Below are 19,559 nucleotides of genomic sequence, written 5' to 3' on the forward strand. Positions count from 1 at the left end.
CCGGTTTTTTTTATTTGTTGTAGTAGTCGCGGTACCACGCAACAAACTGCGCAATCCCATCTTTGAGCTCTGTTTGCGGCCGGTATCCGGTCAAGCGCTGCAACAGGCTGTTATCGGCCCAAGTGGCAGGCACGTCACCAAGTTGCATGGGCATATAGTTGCGGACGGCCTTCTGACCAACGGCTTCTTCGATAGCATCAATAAAATCCATCAACCGCACCTTGTCGCCATTGCCAATATTGACGACTCGGTAGGGGGCAACCGGAGACAGGCTGTCGCCAACTTCTATATCGTCCGCACTGGCAGGACGAACGGGCGGCGCGTCGATCAGCAACCGGATGCCGCGTACAAGATCTTCGACATGGGTGAAATCCCGATACATGTCGCCATGATTGTAGATGTCGATGGGTTTGCCATTCAGGATCAGATCGACAAATTTGAAATACGCCAGATCGGGCCTACCCCATGTGCCGTAGACAGTAAAAAACCGGAACATGGTGGTGGGAAGATCCCATAGATGGGCATACGAGTGCCCCATTGCCTCGTTCGCCTTTTTGGTCGCGGCATAGATTGTCAGCTGGTTGTCGGCTTTGTCCACCTCGGTAAAGGGCATATCCTCGTTCGCACCATAGATGGACGAGGTCGAGGCCATCAGCAAATGTTCAACTTTGTGTTGCCGGGCCGCCTCCATCACATTGAAAGTGCCAACCACGTTTGTGTTGATATAGCTGCGTGGCTGTTCCAGGCTGTAACGCACTCCGGCCTGCGCAGCGAGGTGGACAATGACTTCGGGCTGAAACTCATCAGCAATCTGCAACAGCCGCTCGTGGTTTTCCAGAAGATCCTCGGTGGCAGAAAACCCGGGCGATTGCAGCAGCATCTGGTGGCGACGTTGCTTCAAGGTGACGTCATAGTAATCCGTCATCCCGTCATAGCCATGCACCCGGAACCCTTCGGACAAAAGCAACTTTGCCAGATGGAACCCGATAAACCCCGCAGTGCCTGTGACCAGAACCCGTTTCATGCAACCCTCGACCTTAACACAAAGTACCAGCCATCAGGGATACCGTCACCGGGGCAAGGTCAAGGGGATTCTAGGCGTATGGACCTAGCCGACGATCATCTGTTTCATCCGCAGTGCCTCGTATTCCAGTTCTTTTAGACGGAAATGAACAACGTCGCCGATGGTGATCACACCGTGCAGTTTGCCGTCACTGATGACAGGCATGTGGCGAAACCGCCCTTCGGTCATGGTTTTCAGCACGTCGTTCAACAGATCGCCGGGCGCGCAGGTCTTGACCTCGCGGGTCATAAGATCTTCGACCGATTGCGGCAGGGTTTGACCGGGCGTATCCGCCATGCGGCGCACAATGTCGCGTTCGGACAGGATGCCCAGCAACGTGCCGTTTTGATCGGTTACAACCACGGCGCCAATCCGCTTGTCCCGCAGCGTAATCACCACCGAATGGATAGTTTCCGTCGGGCGCACGGCAAACACCGCATCCCCCTTACCCTCAAGCAGCTTGGAAACTGTTGTCTGCGTGTGGGACAGGTTGGATTCGACCGATTGGCTGCGGGTCGAGGCATCGGTCTTGTCGCCTCGTGTGGGCGGCTGGTAAGAGCTTGGGGCCATTGGCAATCTCCTCTTATTCCTGAGATGGCTTTGTTTTACCTTACCGCAGCCAACTGACCTGTATAGGGTACAAATGCCCTCACCGGGGAAAACTGCCGCTAACCAAGGATATTCGGCCTGTTGTCCAACTTGTATCTGACCCCACCCATAGCCGCGTTGATCTTTTTTTTTGTTGTTGTCTGTGGGCACAACTTTCGAAAAGCTTGGAAACAACAAGAACCGGGCTGGCAGAAGAAAGCCTGGCTGTTTGGTGTTCCGGCGGGTATCGGCCTGCTGATGCTTGGGTTTCTACCACTGAAATTCTGATGTCGGTTTGACTCTGATTGGGGCCGCTGGCATACGCCGGTCACGGCTTTCCTCAGGAGGTTCCCGATGCGTCTTTTACCAGTTCTGGCTGTTGCGACACTTGTTTCCGGCTGTCTGTTCGACAAAGAGCCCGAAGTGGTGCGTCTGTCCGGGGAAACGATGGGGACCACCTTTAACATCACTGCAATCGGCACGGATGTGGATGAAAACGCGCTGGCCGAAACGGTTCAGAACACGTTAGCCCAAGTAAACGCAAAGATGTCCAACTGGGATCCGAATTCGGAAGTCTCAAAATTCTCGGCATCACCCAGCACCGACCCTGCACCGGTGTCCAAAGAGTTTGCCTTTGTCATCAATGCGGCAAACGACGTACACGCGAAATCCGGCGGGACCTTTGACGTTACCCTCGGGCCACTGATCGAGCTGTGGGGCTTTGGTCCGCGCGAACCCGATGATCCGGTTCCCTCGGATGCCGACATCCAGGCGGCGCTGAACAGCGTGGGGCAGGCCCGCTTGCTAACGCTGAACACCGAACAAGGCACCCTGACCAAGGCAGATCCCGGCGTGGGCATCAACCTGTCAGCCATTGCTAAAGGGTATGGCATTGATGCGGTCGCCGAAACGCTGCGCGAAGCAGGGATCGAAAACTACATGGTCGAGATCGGGGGTGATCTGGTCACCCTGGGCACCAACGACAAGGGCGAAGCCTGGCGGATCGGGATCGAAAAGCCCGAAGCGGGGTCACAGAACCTGCAGTTGATCGTCGAACTGGATGATTTGGGCATGGCAACCTCGGGCGATTACAAGAACTTCTTCGAACAGGATGGCGTGCGCTATTCGCATATCATCGATCCGACCACAGGCCGGCCGATCACCCACCGGACAACTTCGGTTACGGTTCTGGCCGAAAACGCGATGATGGCGGATGCCTGGGCAACTGCGATGCTGGCACTGGGTCAGGACAAGGGCATGGAACTGGCGGAGCAGCATAAACTTGCCGTGTATTTCATCTCACGGGATGTGACAGGCGGCGAAGATGCCTATATTACCGTGCATAGCACCGCGTTCAAAGATGCTTTGGGCTCCAACTGACGGGTAACCTGAGATGAGCACTTTTATTCTGGCTTTTGTTCTGTTGTTGATCATCATGGTCGGCATGTCGCTGGGCGTTATGTTGATGGGCAAAACCATCAAAGGCAGCTGCGGCGGGCTAAACGCGATCTCAGGCGCGGATAAATGCGTTGTCTGCCAAAAAGACGTCGATCCTGACAGTCCTTTGCGGGACCAGTTGCAGTGCAAGCGGGCCAAAAAGATGCTGGAACAGATGGAAAGACAAGCCTGACGTCAGTTTGCGCTTCGTCCTGACGACAGGAATGGCTAAAGAGGTCTTCGACAATATTCGGGGGACTCGGATTTGGCCAAGACCAAAAACATCCTGTTCATCATGTTCGATCAGCTGCGCTGGGATTACCTGAGCTGCTACGGTCATCCTCATCTACATACCCCCAATATCGACCGTTTGGCCGCAAAAGGCGTTCGCTTCGACAAGGCCTATATCCAATCGCCGATCTGCGGTAGCTCTCGGATGTCAACCTATACCGGGCGCTATGTGCATTCACATGGGGCCTCGTGGAACGGCATCCCGTTGAAAGTGGGTGAGATCACCATGGGTGATCACCTGCGCAAAACCGGGATGGGATGCTGGCTGGTCGGCAAGACCCACATGCGCGCCGATGCCGAAGGCATGGCGCGGCTGGGATTGGAGCCTGACAGCCTGATTGGCGCGCGTGTTGCGGAATGCGGGTTTGATGTGTTCGAGCGGGACGACGGCATGCTGCCCGAAGGGCCCGATGGTTACTACGACCCCGACGGCGCAAAGGAATACAACAAGTTCCTGACCTCCAAGGGCTATGAAAGCGACAATCCCTGGCATGACTTTGCCAATTCCGGACTGGATAAGGATGGCAACGTCCTTTCGGGCTGGTTCCTGAAAAACTCGGCTGAGGCGGCAAATATCGCCGAAGAGGACAGCGAGACACCCTATCTGACAGGGCGAGGGATCGAGTTCATGGAAACCCATGACGGTCCGTGGTGCTGCCATCTGAGCTTTATCAAACCCCATTGGCCTTATGTTGTTCCGGAGCCTTATGCCTCGATGTATTGGCCGCAGCATGTTTTGCCGGTGGTCCGCTCAGACGCTGAACGTCAGAACGCCCAGCGGGTACTGAAGGCGTTCATGGATACGAAAATCGGCCAGACCTTCTCGCGTCAGGATGTGCGGGACGCGGTGATCCCGGCCTATATGGGGCTGATCAAACAGGCCGATGATCAGATGGGGCGCCTGTTCGACTGGATGGAACAGACCGGGCGGATGGAGGACACGATGATCGTGCTGACCTCGGACCACGGAGATTTTCTGGGCGATCACTGGATGGGTGAAAAGACGTTCTTTCAGGATGCCTCGACCAGAATACCTCTGATCATCTACGACCCGTCGCCCGAGGCCGACGCGACCCGAGGCACGGTGTCGGAAGCGCTGGTGGAATCCATTGACCTGGCCCCCACATTTGTCGACGCCGCCGGAGGGGAGATTGCCGGGCATATCCTGGAGGGCCACTCTCTGCTGCCAATTCTGCACGGCACTGCCGATGAGACACCGCGAGAGTTTGTGATCTGTGAATATGACTACTCGGCCTCACCCATTGCGGATTTGCTGGGCGTGACCGTGCGTGAGGCCGTGATGTTCATGGTCGCAAACAAAAAATGGAAACTGATCCATTGTGAGGGCGGCTTTCGCCCCATTCTGTTCGACCTTGAAAACGACCCGGATGAGCTGATCGATCTGGGTGACCGCGCAGACCACGCGGATGTCATCGCCGGGATGTATGATCACCTGTTCAGCTGGACGCGCCGCCAGTCGCAGCGCACAACCCGGTCGGAACAGCAATTGATCGAGATGCGCAGCAAAAGCCGGGGCAAGGGCATTGTTCTTGGCGTCTATGACGAAAACGATGCGCCGCTGGATCTGACGGTCAAGTATCGGGGACGCACGGCGCGGCCCCACCAGGACTATACCAAACCCTCGGGGGATTAATTCTGCGCAACAGGGCACAAAAGGCGGTTCACCCGCAGCAGACCAGACGGTACAAGACGGACCAAGAGCAGAAACCCGGAGAGTCGAAATGACCGCCCCCAAACCTGTAGTCCTTTGTATTCTTGATGGGTGGGGCCTGTCCGAGGACACAGAAGGCAACGCTCCCTACTTGGCCGACACACCGACCTTTGACGCGATCATGGCAAAGGGCCCTCATGGCAAACTGACCACACATGGCCCCGACGTGGGCCTTCCCAGCGGGCAAATGGGCAATTCTGAGGTTGGCCATACCAATATCGGTGCCGGGCGCGTTGTGGCCATGGACCTTGGCCAGATCGATCTGGCCATCGAGGATGGATCGTTCTTTGCAAACGACGCCCTGCAGGGGTTTATCAGCAAGGTGAAAGCCGCAGGTGGCACCGCGCATCTGATGGGGTTGGTCTCGGATGGGGGTGTGCATGGCCACCTGAACCATATCGTGGCCGCCGCCAAGGCGATTGCAGATGCAGGCGTGCCAGTGGCGTTGCATGCAATGACGGATGGGCGCGATGTGGCGCCGAAGTCTGCCTTTACCTATATAGCCGAACTTGAAGACCGCCTGCCTAAAGGCGCACGTATCGTCTCGGTCTGCGGGCGGTATTTTGCGATGGATCGCGACAACCGCTGGGAACGCGTCGGCGAGGCCTATAATGCACTGGTCAAAGGCAAGGGGCGGTTTGCCGCATCAGCCCATGGGGCGATCGATCACGCCTATAACCAGTCCGAAACTGATGAGTTCATCGCCCCCACGGTTCTGGATGACTTTGACGGCATCCACGATGGTGACGGCCTTTTCTGCCTCAACTTCCGCGCCGACCGCGCCCGTGAAATCCTGCGCGCTATTGGTGAGCCAGGGTTTGCAGAATTCGACACTGGACCCCGGCCCAGGCTCTCGGCTTTGCTTGGAATGGTCGAGTACTCCGATGGCCACAACGCTTATATGACCACCGTGTTTCCCAAACGCTCCATCGTGAATACTCTGGGCGAATGGGTGGCTAAAAAGGGATTGCGCCAGTTCCGTCTGGCCGAGACCGAGAAATATCCGCATGTGACGTTCTTTCTGAACGGTGGCAAAGAAACTCCCGAAGTGGGTGAAGATCGCTTCATGCCGCAATCGCCCAAAGTGGCGACTTATGATTTGCAGCCCGAGATGTCTTCGGCCGAGGTGACCGCAAAGTTTGTTGAGGCGATAGAGGCGGGTTATGACCTGATCGTCACCAACTATGCCAACCCGGATATGGTTGGCCATTCGGGCGATTTGCAAGCTGCAATGAAAGCCTGCGAAGCGGTAGATCAGGGATTGGCGCAGGTTGTTGTCGCGCTTGAAAAAGCCGGTGGCGCGATGATCGTAACCGCTGATCACGGCAATTGCGAGATGATGGTCGACCCTGAAACCGGCGGGCCGCATACGGCGCATACGCTGAACCCGGTGCCTGTGGCACTGGTCGGTGGCCCCCAGGGTGCGACGCTGCGCGACGGACGCCTGTCCGATCTGGCCCCAACTTTGCTGGACCTGATGGGTATTGAACAACCACCGGAGATGACCGGCAAGAGCCTGTTGTCATGACCCTGCGTGCGCTTCTTCTGGCGACGTTGTTGTCGACGCCAGTCCACGCACAGATGGACCCGTCAACAGCCGCATTGAATGCTGCACAAATGCTGGAACAGGCGTCGGTCTCCTTGACTGATGCGGACAGCGCCCGCGACCGGGTTCGCGCCCTGACCAAAACGATCCAGGCCTATGAGGCCGGTCTGGCCGCAATGCGCGAGGGCTTGCGCCGAGCCGCCACGCGTGAGGCACAGCTGACGGCAGAGCTTCACTCGCGGGAAAAAGACATCGCACAATTACTGGGCGTGCTGCAGACCATTGAAACCACCGCGCCACCGGTATTGATGCTGCACCCGTCCGGGCCGCTGGGATCAGCTCGGGCTGGAATGATGCTGTCCGAGGTCGCCCCCGGCCTGAACGCCCGCGCACAGGCGCTGGCCCATGATCTGCAAGAGGTTCAGACCCTGCGACAATTGCAGCAAAGCGCCTCGGAAACCCTGACCGAGGGCCTGTCCGGCGTTCAGACTGCGCGCACTGAACTCAGCAAGGCCATCGCCGACCGCACTGATCTGCCGCGCCGTTTTGTCGAAGACCCGGTGCGGACCGCCATCCTGATCTCATCAACAGAAACGTTAGAAGGTTTTGCCAGCGGATTGTCGGAAATCTCCGAAGGTGAGATTGCTGAAATCAACGCCGATGTGGCAGATCGCAAGGGTCAGATCGATTTACCTGCCCAAGGCATTTTGCTGCACCGTGCCGGAGAAACCGATGCAGCTGGCGTCAAACGCCCGGGCGTGGTGCTGGGCACCCGGCCGCGCGCGATTGTTACATCGCCGACTGCGGCCACGATTCGGTATCGCGGGCCATTGCTGGATTTGGGCAACCTGGTGATCCTCGAACCCCAGCCTGGGTTACTGTTTGTTTTCTCGGGCCTGCAAGAGGTGTACGGCAACCCCGGGCAAGTGATCCCCGAAGGCACTCCGGTTGGTTTGATGCCTGGCGAAACGCCGGAAATCGGCGCAATTTTGTCAACAAGCAGTGATGGCACTGGAACTGACCGGTCAGAAACGCTCTATATAGAGGTAAGACAAGATAACAGCCCCGTGGACCCGGAATCATGGTTTCGGACCGACAAGGATGGATAAACGAGTATGAAGAAATTTGTGATGGCCGGTCTGGCCGGAACCGTGGCAGGTATAATCGCAACCACTCAGATTGCCGGCCCCTTGCTGGCGCAAGAAGCAGAGAGCAAAGCCAGCGTCTATGAACAGCTGGATCTGTTTGGCGATATCTTTGAACGCATTCGCGCCCAGTATGTGGAAGAGGTCGAGCCCGAGGAACTGATCGAGGCTGCCATTGATGGCATGCTAACCTCGCTGGATCCGCATTCCAGCTATCTGTCGCCAGATGATGCCGAGCAAATGCGCGTTCAGACACGCGGTGAGTTCGGTGGGCTCGGAATTGAAGTCACGCAGGAAGAGGGCTTTGTCAAAGTCGTCTCACCCATCGACGACACCCCTGCAGACGAGGCCGGGATCGAGGCGGGCGACTATATCACCCATGTCGACGGAGAGAGCATTCTGGGCCTGACCCTGGACAAGGCGGTTGATCTGATGCGCGGCCCGGTCGGCTCAGAAATCGTGATCACCGTTGTGCGCGAGGGTGAGCAGGAACCGTTCGATATCACCATTATTCGCGACACTATCAAACTGACTGCTGTTCGGGCCCGAACCCAAGGCACCAGCGTTGTGCTGCGTGTGACCACGTTCAATGATCAAACCTACCCCAATCTCGAGGCTGGTCTGAAAGAGCAGATCGAAGAGGTCGGCGGCATCGAAAAAGTAAACGGCGTGGTGCTGGACTTGCGCAACAATCCGGGTGGTTTGCTGACCCAGGCGATCAAGGTATCCGACGCGTTTCTGAACGAAGGTGAGATCGTTTCGACCCGGGGTCGCGATCCGGGCGAAGGGGAACGGTTTAACGCGACAATTGGGGATCTGGCTGAAGGCAAACCGATTGTGGTGCTGATCAATGGCGGGTCAGCCTCGGCTTCCGAGATTGTGGCTGGCGCGCTTCAGGATCATCGCCGGGCCATTGTTGTCGGCACCAAGAGTTTTGGCAAAGGCTCGGTCCAGACGGTGATGCCACTGCGCGGTGACGGCGCAATGCGCCTGACCACGTCGCGCTACTACACGCCCTCTGGCCGCTCGATCCAGGCGCTTGGTGTGAGCCCTGACATCATTGTCGAACAGCCGCGTCCTGTGGCTGATGCCGAGGACGAGGAAAGCGATGCGCGCACCCGCTCTGAGGCTGATCTGCGCGGCAGTCTGAATAATGACAGCCTGAGCGAAGACGAAATCCGCCAGATCGAAGAAGACCGCGCCAAGGCCGAAGCTACGGCCGAGTTGCGGGAAGAGGATTATCAACTGGCCTATGCCATCGATATCCTCAAAGGTCTGACGGCCTTTAGTCCGAACGGACCGTCTCAGTAGACAACCAGGGGCCGCCGAAACAGGCGGCCCTATTTTCTAGTGGTCAAGCTTCCACCTTATGCAGCTTTTCCTCATTCAACATCATAGCCAAAACAACCCCGACCGACACCGACAGCGCGGCAAAGACAAAGGCCATGTTCATTCCGGTGTCAAAGGCCGCAGCGATGGCTGATTTGACCGTTTCACCCTCGGCTGCGCTAAGCTTTTCCATCACCGCGCGCGCAGATTTCGTCGACAGGGTGCTGCCGTTGATGGCCTTCTGATCTGCGTCAGACATGTTGACGCCCGCAGATGCCAGCTGCTTGGCCAGACTGCGCAGGCTGACAACGTACATGATGGCCGTGGCACAGGCGACGCTGATCGCGCCGTATACCAGATGGGTCATAAAGCTTAACCCGCCGACCAGTCCGGCGCGTTCCGGTTTCACCGCACAGACTGCGGCCGTCCCAGAGGGTCCGACGGTCAGAGTTGCCCCCAATCCGATCATGGCCATGCCGGGAAGGATCTGGAAATAGCCCAAGCCGGCGGGTAAAACCACCACGCTGACTGCACCGGTTGTCGCGATCAAGTATCCCCAGAACAGCAGTCGTTTCGGTCCAAAGTCATTGTATAGCGTCCCGGACACTATGGAGCCTACAGCAAGCAATACGGTCAGTGGCGCCAACCCCAGCGCCGATTGCAAGGTCGACCAACCCAGTACCTTTTGCATGTATTGCGGAAAATACAGCAACCCGACAAACGCCGCAGAAACATTGAACATGTTCAGGCCCAGAGTGATCCGAAACTCCCGGTTCTGCATCATCTGCGGCAGCAAAAGAGGCTCTTTCACGCGTTTTTCCACTTTGGGGAACAGGAAAAACAACGTGGCGCTGACAAAAACCAGCGAAAGCAACGGAACAGATGTCCAACCCCAGTCCTCGCCTACATCCAGGCCGTAAAGCAGCAGCAGAACAGCAAAGGACAGGACGGCCATCCCGGCAAAGTCGATGTGTTCGCCTTTTTTATGCTGCTTCTCGCGCTGCATCAGGAACAGGGCTGTCAGCATCGAAATGGTTGAAAAGACCACATTTGCCAGAAAAAACAGCCGCCAGTCTCCGTAATTCACAGCCGCCCCGCTGATCAGCGGGCCAAAGACATTACCGCTGGTGACGCCTGCCAGGATCAGGCCCATGATCATCGCCCGGTTCTCGGGGCGGGAGACCCTCGTGGCACCAAACGCAAGTGTACAGGGCCAAACGCACCCTGCGCCGATCCCCTGCAATGCCCGCGCACCGATCAGGAAATCCAGACTTGGCGAGAAAAAGCACATGACGGATGAAAACAAAAAGATCGACAGGCCGATCAGCATCATCTTACGATGGCCAAACATGTCCCCCATCCGGCCGCCTGCAACCATGGTCATGGCAAAGAACAGGGCGTAAATGTTCAATACCCATTGCGTGCTGGTGATATCCGCATCAAAGCTGTTTTCAATCGCCGGAACCAACATCAGTGCACCGGTGAAATCGATGCCGATGCCGAACCCAGTCACCATCAGCGCAATGACTTTGATAATGCTGCTTCTGTCCATGGGGCGATCCTGGTTACTGCGATCACCTCATGATGCACGTAAAACGTTCAAAAGATAGGGAATGACCTTTTTCTGCTACAGAACGTTCAGCCGTCCGGGTGTTGCATTCGGCGAAAAGCCCGTTTCAACATGTCCAACTCGGCGCGCAAAAGCTCAATCTGGGCGCGCAAGTCCTCAGATGCGGGACTGCCAGCAATGATTGTGAAATCACCCAGTTTCTCTGCCGTGGATGCGTCCAAAATCACAAAACAATGCACACCATCCGACAGGGCCGAGATTGGAATCTCAACGTGCAGATCCCAGCCGTTATCCGCAGCTGAGACCGTGAAGTCTTTTAGAATCTGATCGCGGTAATGTACTTGGACTGCAGGCTCTGTTTCGGTCTGGATATGCCCCATCCAGATGCCATCTTCGAACAGGACGGGGGTCAAAGTCGAATGTGTCATAGCCAGGGTCTCACAAGTCAGCGCGGTGATGGCGGCAGAAGGTCAGATCGCGTAGAACCACGCGGTTCATACCGGGGTTTTCAAAGATCAGGTCCAGCCAGATCTTCTCAATCCGTCGTTCGTTCAGGGGCAAATGCGCAAGGTCGAAATCAATAGCAATGGACGGGGCGGACAAGTCCAGTTTGCGCAGAACCTGATCCGAATTTGGCCCGTGCTGGATGTTCAAACGGCCAAAAACCTCCAGCGCGCGCTCGGCCTCAAGCAAAAGGTCCACACGCATTAGATGCTGTTTCGACAGACCCTGCGCTGCTTCAGGTGGCAATTCCACCGAAAGAGACAGAAACGAACCAGCAAACCCGAATACTTCGACCGTCAGCGCGAAGGCCGCCAGATCACTGTCACGGGTGTTTCGGATTTGCCGCATCCCTATCTCGGACAGCTTGCAGTCGTGAAACAGTGTTACTTGCCGATCCAGCACAGCCTTGCGCGGGGCCGAGGCCACACCCGGTCGGATCAGCGGCCCACGCCAAAGATCCGGCCTCCAAGACCAGTCCGTGCCCAAGGGTTTCGGGAATTGCTCGGAACCGATCAAGGGGCGCGTCAGCCGACCTTCGGCCATGTGCAGCAGCATATCCAGATGAGAACGCAGCTTACGTGCCTCGTCGCGTTGTTGCCGCAAATCAGATGCCGGAGCATCATCGGCGTCACGCGCGGCCTTGCGCCAGCGTTCCAATACCTTTCGGTGAATATAGCGATCCAGAAGTCTGCCCATGGTCCCATCGTGTGAACGTGCCTCCTTATTAGTCAAAGACGGCCCAGGGGATAAGAGTGAATTGACATTTTGGCGCCTGAAAATTCCGGAACCGTAAACGCGCATGTGACTGGGCATTGCGACTTCGGTCTGATAGAGCGAGCGCTATTCTTGCAATCGATCAGGTCAGTGCGTACCGTCCGACACGTGGTTGCACAGGATCATCCAAACAAAAAAGCACCCATTATAATTCGAGGCACGTCCGGGGCATGGAACCCACTCTTTTTGCATTCATCTGGAAATACTCAAAGAAACAACAACTTGTGCTGTTGTGTTTGACGGTATTATCGTTTCCGTTTCTTTACGCGTCGCTTGAGCTGCCCAAACAGATCATAAACGACGCTATCGGCGCGCCCAATGACACCGTGACATTCCTTGGCATCACGGTGACGCAGATCGAGTATCTGTTGATCCTGTGCGTGGCCTTTCTGGCAACCGTGATCGCAAGCGGCCTGATGAAAATGCGCATCAACACGATGAAGGGCGTCCTTGCCGAGCGGATGCTGCGCCGCCTGCGGTTTACCCTGATCCATCGCAGTATGCGGTTTCCGAAATCCTATTTTGCCACCACCAGTCAGGGTGAGCTGGTGTCGATGATCACCTCCGAAGCTGAACCGATGGGAGGGTTGATGGGCGATGCGATTGCCCAGCCAGTATTCCAGTTCGGTCAGATGATGACCATCGTGACCTTTTTGTTCATGCAAAGTGTCTGGTTCGGGCTGGCCAGCATCGCGCTGATCCCGCTGCAGGCTTGGTTGATCCCGAAACTCCAGCGACAGATCAATCTTCTGAACAAGGACCGTATTCAGCAGGTACGCCACCTGAGCTCGGAAATCGGGGAAAGTGCGGCGGGTATCAGCGACCTCCGCACCAATGGCGGCTGGCGATACCGGCTGGCACAATTCAGCCACCGGTTGGGAACCTTGTTTGAGATCCGGTTCAAGATCTACAACAAGAAGTTCTTCATGAAATTTCTCAACAATCTGATCACTCAGATGACGCCGTTCCTGTTCTATTCGGTCGGCGGGTATCTGGCGATCACGGGTGAGGTCACCGTTGGTGCCCTTGTGGCTGCTCTTGGCGCCTATAAAGACCTCAGCGGCCCCTGGAAGGATCTGCTGACCTATTACAACCAGGTGCAGGATATGTCGCTGCGGTGGGAAATTGTGACCGAACGGTTTGCGCCGGACAACATGGTGCCGGAGAACCTGTTTTTGGGCGAACCGGAAACGATCCCTCATCTGACCGGTGACATCGTCTTGCACAATGTCACCGTGCGCGATGACGACGGCAAAACCATCCTGGAAGATATCGACCTGACGATCCCCAAAAGCGCACGTGTCGCGATTCAATCGTCAAGCGCAGCTGAACGCAGCGCATTGGCTCAATTGCTGACCCGAGAGCTTTTGCCCGTGCAGGGCGACGTCACGATCGCCGGGCATGACATCCAGACCCTGCACCAGTCCGTGATCGCGGCGCGGATCGGGTACGCCTATTCTAGGCCCTACCTGTTCGACGGGACCTTGGGCGACAATCTTTTGATGCCTCTGCGCACGCACCCGCAGCACGAAGCCGAGGCGCTAAAGGCCCCATCACGCTGGCAGATCGAAGCCGCCCGCGCAGGCAACCCCACAGATTCCCTGTCGGACGAATGGATCGATCCGGGGCTGGCTGGTCTGGACGATATCGAGGACATCCGCGACTGGTGGTTTAAGCTGGTCGAAGCGATGGGCATTGATGAGTTCATGTTTCGCCGTACGTTGCGTACTCAGTTCAATCCCCAACAGCACCCGGCACTGGCGAAAGATATCGTGAACCTGCGCGATACAGTGGCTGAAAGGTTGCGGGAGAAGGGGTTGGACAGGTATGTCTATCGGTTTGATCCTGCACGTTTCAATCCCGCCGTCCCGTTGGGTGGAAACCTGCTATATGCAGCACCATCGCACGACATCTCGCCGGATATTCTGGCGGGCGACGGCCGGTTCATGTCCATGCTGCGACGACACGAGCTAGACGACGATGCGATGGCAATCTCGAACGCAGTAATTGAGACGCTGAACCAGACCTTTGGACGCGATGGCACCGATCATCCGTTATTTTTGCGTCTGGGTATGACAAAGGACATGTACCACCGACTTTTGGATATTGAAGAGCGGCGCAAGTCCAAGGGCGAAGCAAGTATCTCTGAACAGGAACGCGCCTTGTTGCTGACCGTTCCGTTCCTGTTGACCGCGGAACAGATCGGTCCGGATTTTCCAGACGAATACAAGGACAAGATCCTGACCATTCGCAGCGGTCAGGCTGAAAGGCTGCGGGCGTCGATGAATGGCATGTTCATTCCGGTGACACCCGACGCCTATATCGCCCGTATGACGGTGATGGAAAATGCACTGTACGGGCGCATTTCCCTTATGGCCGGGGCACATAGGGACGAGATTGAAGATGTTGTGGCCGACGCCATGAACGAAGCCGGAATGCGCCGCCGCGCCGCCGCGATCATCTATGACCTGCCCTCGGGTCTGGGCGGAAACAACCTGCCGACGGTGTTTCAGGAACGTGCGGCGTTCTCGCGCGCCGGGATCAAGCGCCCGGACGTTCTGGTCCTGGACAAGGCCCTGGCCAGCCACGATTCGGAAAGCCGGTTGAGAACACGCCTGAAGCTGCGTGAGTTGCTGCCGGAATCGATCATGATCTTTATGGAAGATAACTTCGCTCATCCCGAAGCCTATGACCTATTCGTCGAAATCAAGGACGGTCGCATTGATGGGGTATCGAAAACACATAGTCTGGATGACACAGGCGCGACAGCTGATCTGAGCCGCAAGCTCAAGATCATTTCCTCGACCGAGTTGTTTTCCGGCATCGACGGCCGCAACCAGCGCCTGCTGGCCTTTTCAGCGCAATGGTATGATGCGGCGGCTGGTCAGGTCATCTTTTCCAAGGGGCAGGCCCCGGACGCGGCCTATCTGTGCATCACAGGGCAGGCCAGGTTGGATTGGCCGGATGACACGGGCGGGAAACGGGTTGTGTCGGTAATCGAGCCCGGTCGCCTGATCGGTGATCTTTCCATTATCACTGGCGAGGCCCGGCAGTTGGATCTGGTCGCCAATACCGATTGCTCGTTCCTGCGTATTGGCGCGGAGGAATTGCGTGCAGTGCTGGAAAGCGATGCTTCGGTCGCAGCGCAGCTTTTGAAGGCCGTCGCACTGAACCTGACTGGGCTGGCCAGCAGAATCAGCGATGCCGAAAACCCCAACGCCTTTTTCCCAGAGGTTCCACAGATCGTTGGCGTGGAAGATGCAGGTGAGAATGCGTAATTCGGCCTATTCATCCCATGAAGGGCTTGTGCGGGATGGGCGCGCCAAACCCGAGTTTTGGCGGTTTCTTTTAGGTATGGCCATCGTCGCAATTGTTGTGACCGGGTCGAACCTGGTCCTGTTCACCTCGGTTGCGTCGCTGGGATCTTTTGAAAGGGCCGAGGATTTTTTGCGCGGCGCAACCCCAATGGCCGTGGTTATCGTGCTTGCCAGCTTTGGTTTTACCACCCTTGGTGTGGCTCTGGCAGCGCAGCAGCTGCAACGTCGGTCACTGCGGTCGATTCTTGGCCCTTACAGCCTGGCGATCACGCAATTTCGGCGTGTTTTTAAAGCTTTACTAATAGTAACTCTGATCATTGCGGTTCTACCTCCTTATGGGCTGGGGCAGCCGCTGGAGCAAAATCTGGAATTTTCGCACTGGCTTGTTTTTCTGCCCTTGGCCCTTGGGGCCGTTTTTATTCAGACCAGCGCCGAAGAGGTTCTGTTTCGCGGCTACATGCAGCAATGTCTGGCTGCACGTTTTCGATCCCCGATCATCTGGATGGGGGTACCGTCGTTATTGTTTGCCGCTGGCCACTATGCGCCCGGCATTGCCGGTGAAAACGCGATGCTGATTGCTGTCTGGTCTTGCGTCTTTGGCCTGTGCGCTGCAGATCTGACCGCGCGGGCAGGGACCCTGGGCCCGGCTATCGCCTTGCATTTTTTCAACAATATCGTAGCCCTTCTGTTCATTTCGCTGCCCGACAGCCTTAGTGGGCTGGCGCTGTACTTGTTTCCATATGACATGTCCGACACAAGCGTTCTGCGGCAATGGCTGTATGTGGATTTCGCCGTGATGATGATCAGTTGGCTGACAGCACGCCTTGCACTCAGGCGCTGATTGCATTTCCTTCCGTAGCGTCTTATTTGACGTCAAAGCCGCACTAGCAAGGTTCCGATATGAACTGGATCACAAACTACGTCCGCCCCCGGATCAATTCGATCTTCTCGCGCCGGGAAGTGCCTGAAAACCTTTGGCACAAGTGCGACGAATGCGGCACGATGCTGTTTCACCGCGAACTGGCCGACAATCAGAACGTCTGCACCCAGTGCGATCATCACATGGGTATCACGCCGCGCGACCGGTTTTCGCACCTTTTTGATGGCGGAATTTTCACCGAAGTTTCGGTTCCCGCACCCAAGGACGATCCGCTGCAATTCCGAGATCAGAAGAAATATCCTGACCGGATGAAAACCGCCCAGAAGAACACTGGCGAAAAAGAAGCGATGCTGGTCGCGAAGGGTGAGATCGGACGCACACCAATTGTGGCCGCCGCACAGGATTTTTCGTTCATGGGCGGCTCGATGGGCATGTATGTCGGCAACGCCATCATCGCGGCTGCGCAAGAGGCGGTAAAGCTAAAGCGCCCGCTGATCCTGTTTTCAGCCGCCGGTGGCGCGCGGATGCAGGAGGGCATCCTCAGCCTGATGCAAATGCCGCGCACCACTGTTGCGGTTGAGATGCTGAAAGAGGCCAATCTGCCTTACATTGTTGTGCTGACCCATCCGACCACGGGCGGGGTGACAGCGTCTTATGCGATGCTGGGTGATGTCCATATCTCAGAACCCAACGCGCTGATCTGTTTTGCCGGACCGCGTGTGATCGAACAGACCATACGGGAAAAACTGCCCGAGGGCTTCCAGCGAGCCGAATATCTGCTGGATCACGGCATGCTGGACCGGGTGACCAAACGGACCGAGATGCGGGACGAACTGATCACCATCACGCGTATGCTGATGAACCAGCCCCCGGCGGTAAAAGGCGATCTGCCTGCGCCACAGCCCGAGGACACCAAGGCCGAAACTCCGACCGAGGACCCGGGCAAGACATGACGTCCCAGACATCCGACCGGATCCTGGAACGGATGATGGCGCTGCATCCCAAGATCATTGACCTGACTTTGGACCGTGTGTGGCGTTTGCTGGCGGCTCTGGACAATCCGCAGACAGAACTGCCACCCGTGATCCATATTGCCGGAACAAACGGTAAAGGTTCGACCCAGGCAATGATCCGCGCTGGGATCGAAGGGGCAGGGCTGTCGGCACATGCCTATACCTCGCCCCATCTGGCACGGTTCCATGAACGCATCCGCCTAGCCGGTGCGCTAATATCAGAACCCGACCTCAGCGCCGTTCTGGATGAATGTTACGCCGCCAATGGGGGCGAAAACATCACCTATTTTGAGATCACGACATGCGCCGCGCTGCTGGCCTTTGCGCGTGCGCAGGCTGATTTCACTCTGCTTGAAGTCGGCTTGGGCGGTCGTCTGGATGCAACCAATGTCGTCCACGAACCTGTCGTGACAGTGATCACGCCGATCTCTATCGACCACGAACAGTTTCTTGGCAACACGCTGGGCAAAATCGCCTCCGAAAAGGCGGGGATCATCAAACCGGGCGTTCCCTGTATCGTCGGCCCTCAACAGGATGAGGCGCTGGAAGTCATCGAATACACAGCCGCCCGCCTTGGCGCCCCGCTGCTGGTCCATGGCCAACATTGGCATGTGACCGAGGAAAACGGCCGTCTGGTCTATCAGGACGAAACCGGCCTGCGGGATCTGCCGCTGCCCAAACTGCTGGGCGCACATCAGATTCAGAACGCCGGGGCCGCTCTGGCGGTTCTGCGTCACCTCGATCTGGGCGACGACGCGTATGAGGCCGCAATGACGAAACCGGAATGGCAAGCCCGTATGCAACGGCTGAAAGCTGGCCCTCTGGTCGATCAGGCAGGGCAGGCCGAATTGTGGCTCGATGGAGGTCACAACGCCGCCGCCGGCGGTGCTTTGGCCGACGTGCTGACCAAGCTGCCCGCACGCCCCACCCATATGATCTGCGGTATGCTGAACACAAAGGATGTTACAGGCTATCTGGCCCCGCTCGCAAAGCAAGTCGACAGCCTGACCGCGGTTTCAATCCCCGGCGAGGCCAATACGTTAAGTGCCGAAGACACTGCCAAAGCAGCGACCCAAGTCGGTCTCAGCGCCGCGACGGCCGAAAGTGTCGCCGCTGCTTTGCAAGCCATTCTCGACAAAGATCCGCAAGCGCGGGTTCTGATCTCCGGCTCGCTTTATCTGGCAGGCAACATCTTGCGCGAAAACAGCTAGCTTCACCTGGCTCAAAATATTCCGGGGGAGGCGCGCGCTGCGCGACGGGGGCAGCGCACCCTATTTACCCCAGCCCTGATCCTGCATTTCCCGCAACCGTGATGCGGTGCGTTCAAACTCAAACGTTCCTTCGCCTTCGACATACAGCATTTCGGGCTTAGCCGCCGCAGAACAAATCAACCGGACTTTCGCTTCGTACAACGCATCGATCAGCGTGACAAAGCGCTTGGCTTCATTGAAGTTGTTGCGGGACAAGCGCGGAACGTCTTCCAACACCAGCACTTTCACTTCTTCTGCGATTGCCAGATAGTCCGCAGGCCCCAGCATCCGCCCGCACAGGTCATAGAAATTCGCCCGGGCCACCCCGTTGCGAAACGCGGGCAGTTCCACGGCACGACCGTTGACCTGAAGGATCAATGGTTCGGCCTCACCGCCTGCCAGATCGATCCAGACGCTGCGAATACTCTGCCGCGCTTCGGGCCCAATCGGCGTGAAATAGACCGGCGCACCCTCCAGCCTGTTCTGGCGATAATCAGTGGGCGAGATCAGCTCCCACACCTCAAGTTGTTCCTTGATATGCGCGATGAAGGGCAGGAACAGCTGCCGGTTCAGCCCATCCTTGTAGAGGTCATCCGGGTGACGGTTCGAGGTCGTGATCACCACCACACCACCGTCATGCAACATGTCAAACAGCCGACCCACGATCATGGCATCGGTGATATCGGTGATCTGCATCTCGTCAAACGCCAACACCTGTACCGATTTCACGACCGAAGCCGCCACCGGGGTCAGCGCATCCTCAACCCCGTCCTTGCGGGCCTTGTGCATACTCGCGTGGATTTCTTGCATGAAAGCATGGAAATGCACCCGCCGCGCCGGGATTTCACCCAGCCCATCGACAAACATATCCATCAACATGGACTTCCCGCGTCCAACACCACCCCACAGGTACAGACCCTTGGGCGGTGGGGGTGCCTTGCGAAACAAGCCGCGTTTGACCGGTTCGGCCAAAGCTGCGCGAATGCGTTCGAACTGGGGAAGAACGGCCTCTTGCGCGTCGTCTCTGGTCAGGGTGCCGTCGGCGACCTGCCTGTCATAATGCGAAATCAAACCCGTCATAACCCGAGGCATAGCGTCCGGCTTGCCCGTTGAAAACCCG

At 57.0% G+C, this 19,559-nt stretch carries 17 protein-coding genes; 11 read left to right on the forward strand and 6 right to left on the reverse strand.

Translation table 11 applies throughout. From position 1 onward, the window contains the following. Positions 1–10: 10 nt before the first annotated feature. Positions 11–1,024: a GDP-mannose 4,6-dehydratase gene (locus tag SJY13_RS21080; protein WP_377194040.1), complete on the reverse strand. Its 1,014-nt coding sequence runs from the start codon at positions 1,022–1,024 to the stop codon at positions 11–13. Between the two features lie 84 nt (positions 1,025–1,108). Beyond that, on the reverse strand, positions 1,109–1,633 hold the full coding sequence (locus tag SJY13_RS21085) for a CBS domain-containing protein (protein WP_377194042.1): 525 nt from the start codon (positions 1,631–1,633) through the stop codon (positions 1,109–1,111). Positions 1,634–1,753: 120 nt separating this feature from the next. Here SJY13_RS21085 and SJY13_RS21090 point away from each other — a divergent pair, with 120 nt between their 5' ends. From SJY13_RS21090 to SJY13_RS21120, 7 genes are all read left to right on the forward strand, one after another. Next, positions 1,754–1,939: a hypothetical protein gene (locus SJY13_RS21090; protein WP_085822207.1), complete on the forward strand. Its 186-nt coding sequence runs from the start codon at positions 1,754–1,756 to the stop codon at positions 1,937–1,939. A gap of 66 nt (positions 1,940–2,005) precedes the next feature. Then, positions 2,006–3,031, forward strand: a complete 1,026-nt coding sequence (locus tag SJY13_RS21095; protein WP_377194044.1) for an FAD:protein FMN transferase — start codon at positions 2,006–2,008, stop codon at positions 3,029–3,031. Positions 3,032–3,044: 13 nt separating this feature from the next. Further along, positions 3,045–3,281: a (Na+)-NQR maturation NqrM gene (gene nqrM / locus SJY13_RS21100; RefSeq protein ID WP_377194046.1), complete on the forward strand. Its 237-nt coding sequence runs from the start codon at positions 3,045–3,047 to the stop codon at positions 3,279–3,281. A gap of 102 nt (positions 3,282–3,383) precedes the next feature. Continuing rightward, positions 3,384–5,033, forward strand: coding sequence for a sulfatase-like hydrolase/transferase (locus tag SJY13_RS21105; RefSeq protein WP_377194632.1), 1,650 nt, complete (start codon positions 3,384–3,386; stop codon positions 5,031–5,033). 88 nt (positions 5,034–5,121) lie between these two features. Further along, positions 5,122–6,639, forward strand: coding sequence for a 2,3-bisphosphoglycerate-independent phosphoglycerate mutase (gene gpmI, locus SJY13_RS21110; protein ID WP_377194048.1), 1,518 nt, complete (start codon positions 5,122–5,124; stop codon positions 6,637–6,639). Then, the gene (locus SJY13_RS21115) at positions 6,636–7,766 is read left to right on the forward strand and encodes a murein hydrolase activator EnvC family protein (RefSeq protein WP_377194050.1); all 1,131 of its coding nucleotides are present in this window, start codon (positions 6,636–6,638) and stop codon (positions 7,764–7,766) included. Before gpmI ends, SJY13_RS21115 begins: the two co-directional genes overlap by 4 nt. 6 nt (positions 7,767–7,772) lie before the next feature. Further along, positions 7,773–9,113: a S41 family peptidase gene (locus tag SJY13_RS21120; protein WP_085822213.1), complete on the forward strand. Its 1,341-nt coding sequence runs from the start codon at positions 7,773–7,775 to the stop codon at positions 9,111–9,113. A 43-nt stretch (positions 9,114–9,156) separates the two neighbouring features. On the opposite strand, the gene SJY13_RS21125 is transcribed toward SJY13_RS21120, so the two are convergent. The 3 genes from SJY13_RS21125 to SJY13_RS21135 all read right to left on the reverse strand — a co-directional run bounded on the left by SJY13_RS21125 (position 9,157) and on the right by SJY13_RS21135 (position 11,901). Then, on the reverse strand, positions 9,157–10,683 hold the full coding sequence (locus SJY13_RS21125; protein WP_377194052.1) for an MFS transporter: 1,527 nt from the start codon (positions 10,681–10,683) through the stop codon (positions 9,157–9,159). Between the two features lie 86 nt (positions 10,684–10,769). Then, positions 10,770–11,129, reverse strand: a complete 360-nt coding sequence (locus tag SJY13_RS21130) for a hypothetical protein (RefSeq protein WP_085822215.1) — start codon at positions 11,127–11,129, stop codon at positions 10,770–10,772. Positions 11,130–11,139: 10 nt separating this feature from the next. After that, positions 11,140–11,901, reverse strand: coding sequence for a DUF6478 family protein (locus SJY13_RS21135; RefSeq protein ID WP_377194054.1), 762 nt, complete (start codon positions 11,899–11,901; stop codon positions 11,140–11,142). Positions 11,902–12,149: 248 nt separating this feature from the next. On the opposite strand from SJY13_RS21135, the gene SJY13_RS21140 reads away from it, so the two are divergent. Genes SJY13_RS21140 through SJY13_RS21155 form a run of 4 tightly spaced genes read left to right on the forward strand, consistent with a single transcriptional unit; the run spans position 12,150 to position 18,400 of the window. Further along, complete coding sequence (locus SJY13_RS21140; RefSeq protein WP_377194056.1) at positions 12,150–15,257, forward strand: ABC transporter transmembrane domain-containing protein; 3,108 nt, start codon at positions 12,150–12,152, stop codon at positions 15,255–15,257. After that, positions 15,250–16,137 carry a CPBP family intramembrane glutamic endopeptidase gene (locus SJY13_RS21145; RefSeq protein WP_377194634.1) on the forward strand — a complete coding sequence of 296 codons (888 nt, stop codon included), beginning with the start codon at positions 15,250–15,252 and terminating at the stop codon, positions 16,135–16,137. The genes SJY13_RS21140 and SJY13_RS21145 overlap by 8 nt, the downstream gene beginning before the upstream one ends. A 59-nt stretch (positions 16,138–16,196) precedes the next feature. Beyond that, entirely contained in the window at positions 16,197–17,129 is a 933-nt protein-coding gene (gene accD / locus SJY13_RS21150) for an acetyl-CoA carboxylase, carboxyltransferase subunit beta (RefSeq protein WP_377194058.1), read from the forward strand. Continuing rightward, positions 17,126–18,400: a bifunctional folylpolyglutamate synthase/dihydrofolate synthase gene (locus SJY13_RS21155; RefSeq protein WP_377194060.1), complete on the forward strand. Its 1,275-nt coding sequence runs from the start codon at positions 17,126–17,128 to the stop codon at positions 18,398–18,400. Before accD ends, SJY13_RS21155 begins: the two co-directional genes overlap by 4 nt. 60 nt (positions 18,401–18,460) lie before the next feature. Here the strand turns inward: SJY13_RS21155 and zapE are convergent, their stop codons facing one another. Then, a complete protein-coding gene (zapE, locus tag SJY13_RS21160) occupies positions 18,461–19,519 on the reverse strand; it encodes a cell division protein ZapE (RefSeq protein WP_377194062.1) in 1,059 nt (352 codons plus the stop codon). Positions 19,520–19,559: the final 40 nt, after the last annotated feature.

Source organism: Ruegeria meonggei, from assembly GCF_042768335.1.
Lineage (GTDB): Bacteria > Pseudomonadota > Alphaproteobacteria > Rhodobacterales > Rhodobacteraceae > Ruegeria > Ruegeria meonggei.

What these genes read in the sequence shown, in the direction of transcription:
- SJY13_RS21105 (WP_377194632.1), top strand. Translation starts at nt 3,384, where the DNA reads ATGTTCGATCAGCTGCGCTGGGATTACCTGAGCTGCTACGGTCATCCT.
- nqrM (WP_377194046.1), top strand. Translation starts at nt 3,045, where the DNA reads ATGAGCACTTTTATTCTGGCTTTTGTTCTGTTGTTGATCATCATGGTC.
- SJY13_RS21080 (WP_377194040.1), bottom strand. Translation starts at nt 1,024, where the DNA reads ATGAAACGGGTTCTGGTCACAGGCACTGCGGGGTTTATCGGGTTCCAT.
- SJY13_RS21130 (WP_085822215.1), bottom strand. Translation starts at nt 11,129, where the DNA reads ATGACACATTCGACTTTGACCCCCGTCCTGTTCGAAGATGGCATCTGG.
- SJY13_RS21085 (WP_377194042.1), bottom strand. Translation starts at nt 1,633, where the DNA reads ATGGCCCCAAGCTCTTACCAGCCGCCCACACGAGGCGACAAGACCGAT.
- SJY13_RS21125 (WP_377194052.1), bottom strand. Translation starts at nt 10,683, where the DNA reads ATGGACAGAAGCAGCATTATCAAAGTCATTGCGCTGATGGTGACTGGG.
- SJY13_RS21145 (WP_377194634.1), top strand. Translation starts at nt 15,250, where the DNA reads ATGCGTAATTCGGCCTATTCATCCCATGAAGGGCTTGTGCGGGATGGG.
- SJY13_RS21095 (WP_377194044.1), top strand. Translation starts at nt 2,006, where the DNA reads ATGCGTCTTTTACCAGTTCTGGCTGTTGCGACACTTGTTTCCGGCTGT.
- SJY13_RS21120 (WP_085822213.1), top strand. Translation starts at nt 7,773, where the DNA reads ATGAAGAAATTTGTGATGGCCGGTCTGGCCGGAACCGTGGCAGGTATA.
- gpmI (WP_377194048.1), top strand. Translation starts at nt 5,122, where the DNA reads ATGACCGCCCCCAAACCTGTAGTCCTTTGTATTCTTGATGGGTGGGGC.
- SJY13_RS21140 (WP_377194056.1), top strand. Translation starts at nt 12,150, where the DNA reads ATGGAACCCACTCTTTTTGCATTCATCTGGAAATACTCAAAGAAACAA.
- SJY13_RS21115 (WP_377194050.1), top strand. Translation starts at nt 6,636, where the DNA reads ATGACCCTGCGTGCGCTTCTTCTGGCGACGTTGTTGTCGACGCCAGTC.
- SJY13_RS21135 (WP_377194054.1), bottom strand. Translation starts at nt 11,901, where the DNA reads ATGGGCAGACTTCTGGATCGCTATATTCACCGAAAGGTATTGGAACGC.
- accD (WP_377194058.1), top strand. Translation starts at nt 16,197, where the DNA reads ATGAACTGGATCACAAACTACGTCCGCCCCCGGATCAATTCGATCTTC.
- zapE (WP_377194062.1), bottom strand. Translation starts at nt 19,519, where the DNA reads ATGACGGGTTTGATTTCGCATTATGACAGGCAGGTCGCCGACGGCACC.
- SJY13_RS21155 (WP_377194060.1), top strand. Translation starts at nt 17,126, where the DNA reads ATGACGTCCCAGACATCCGACCGGATCCTGGAACGGATGATGGCGCTG.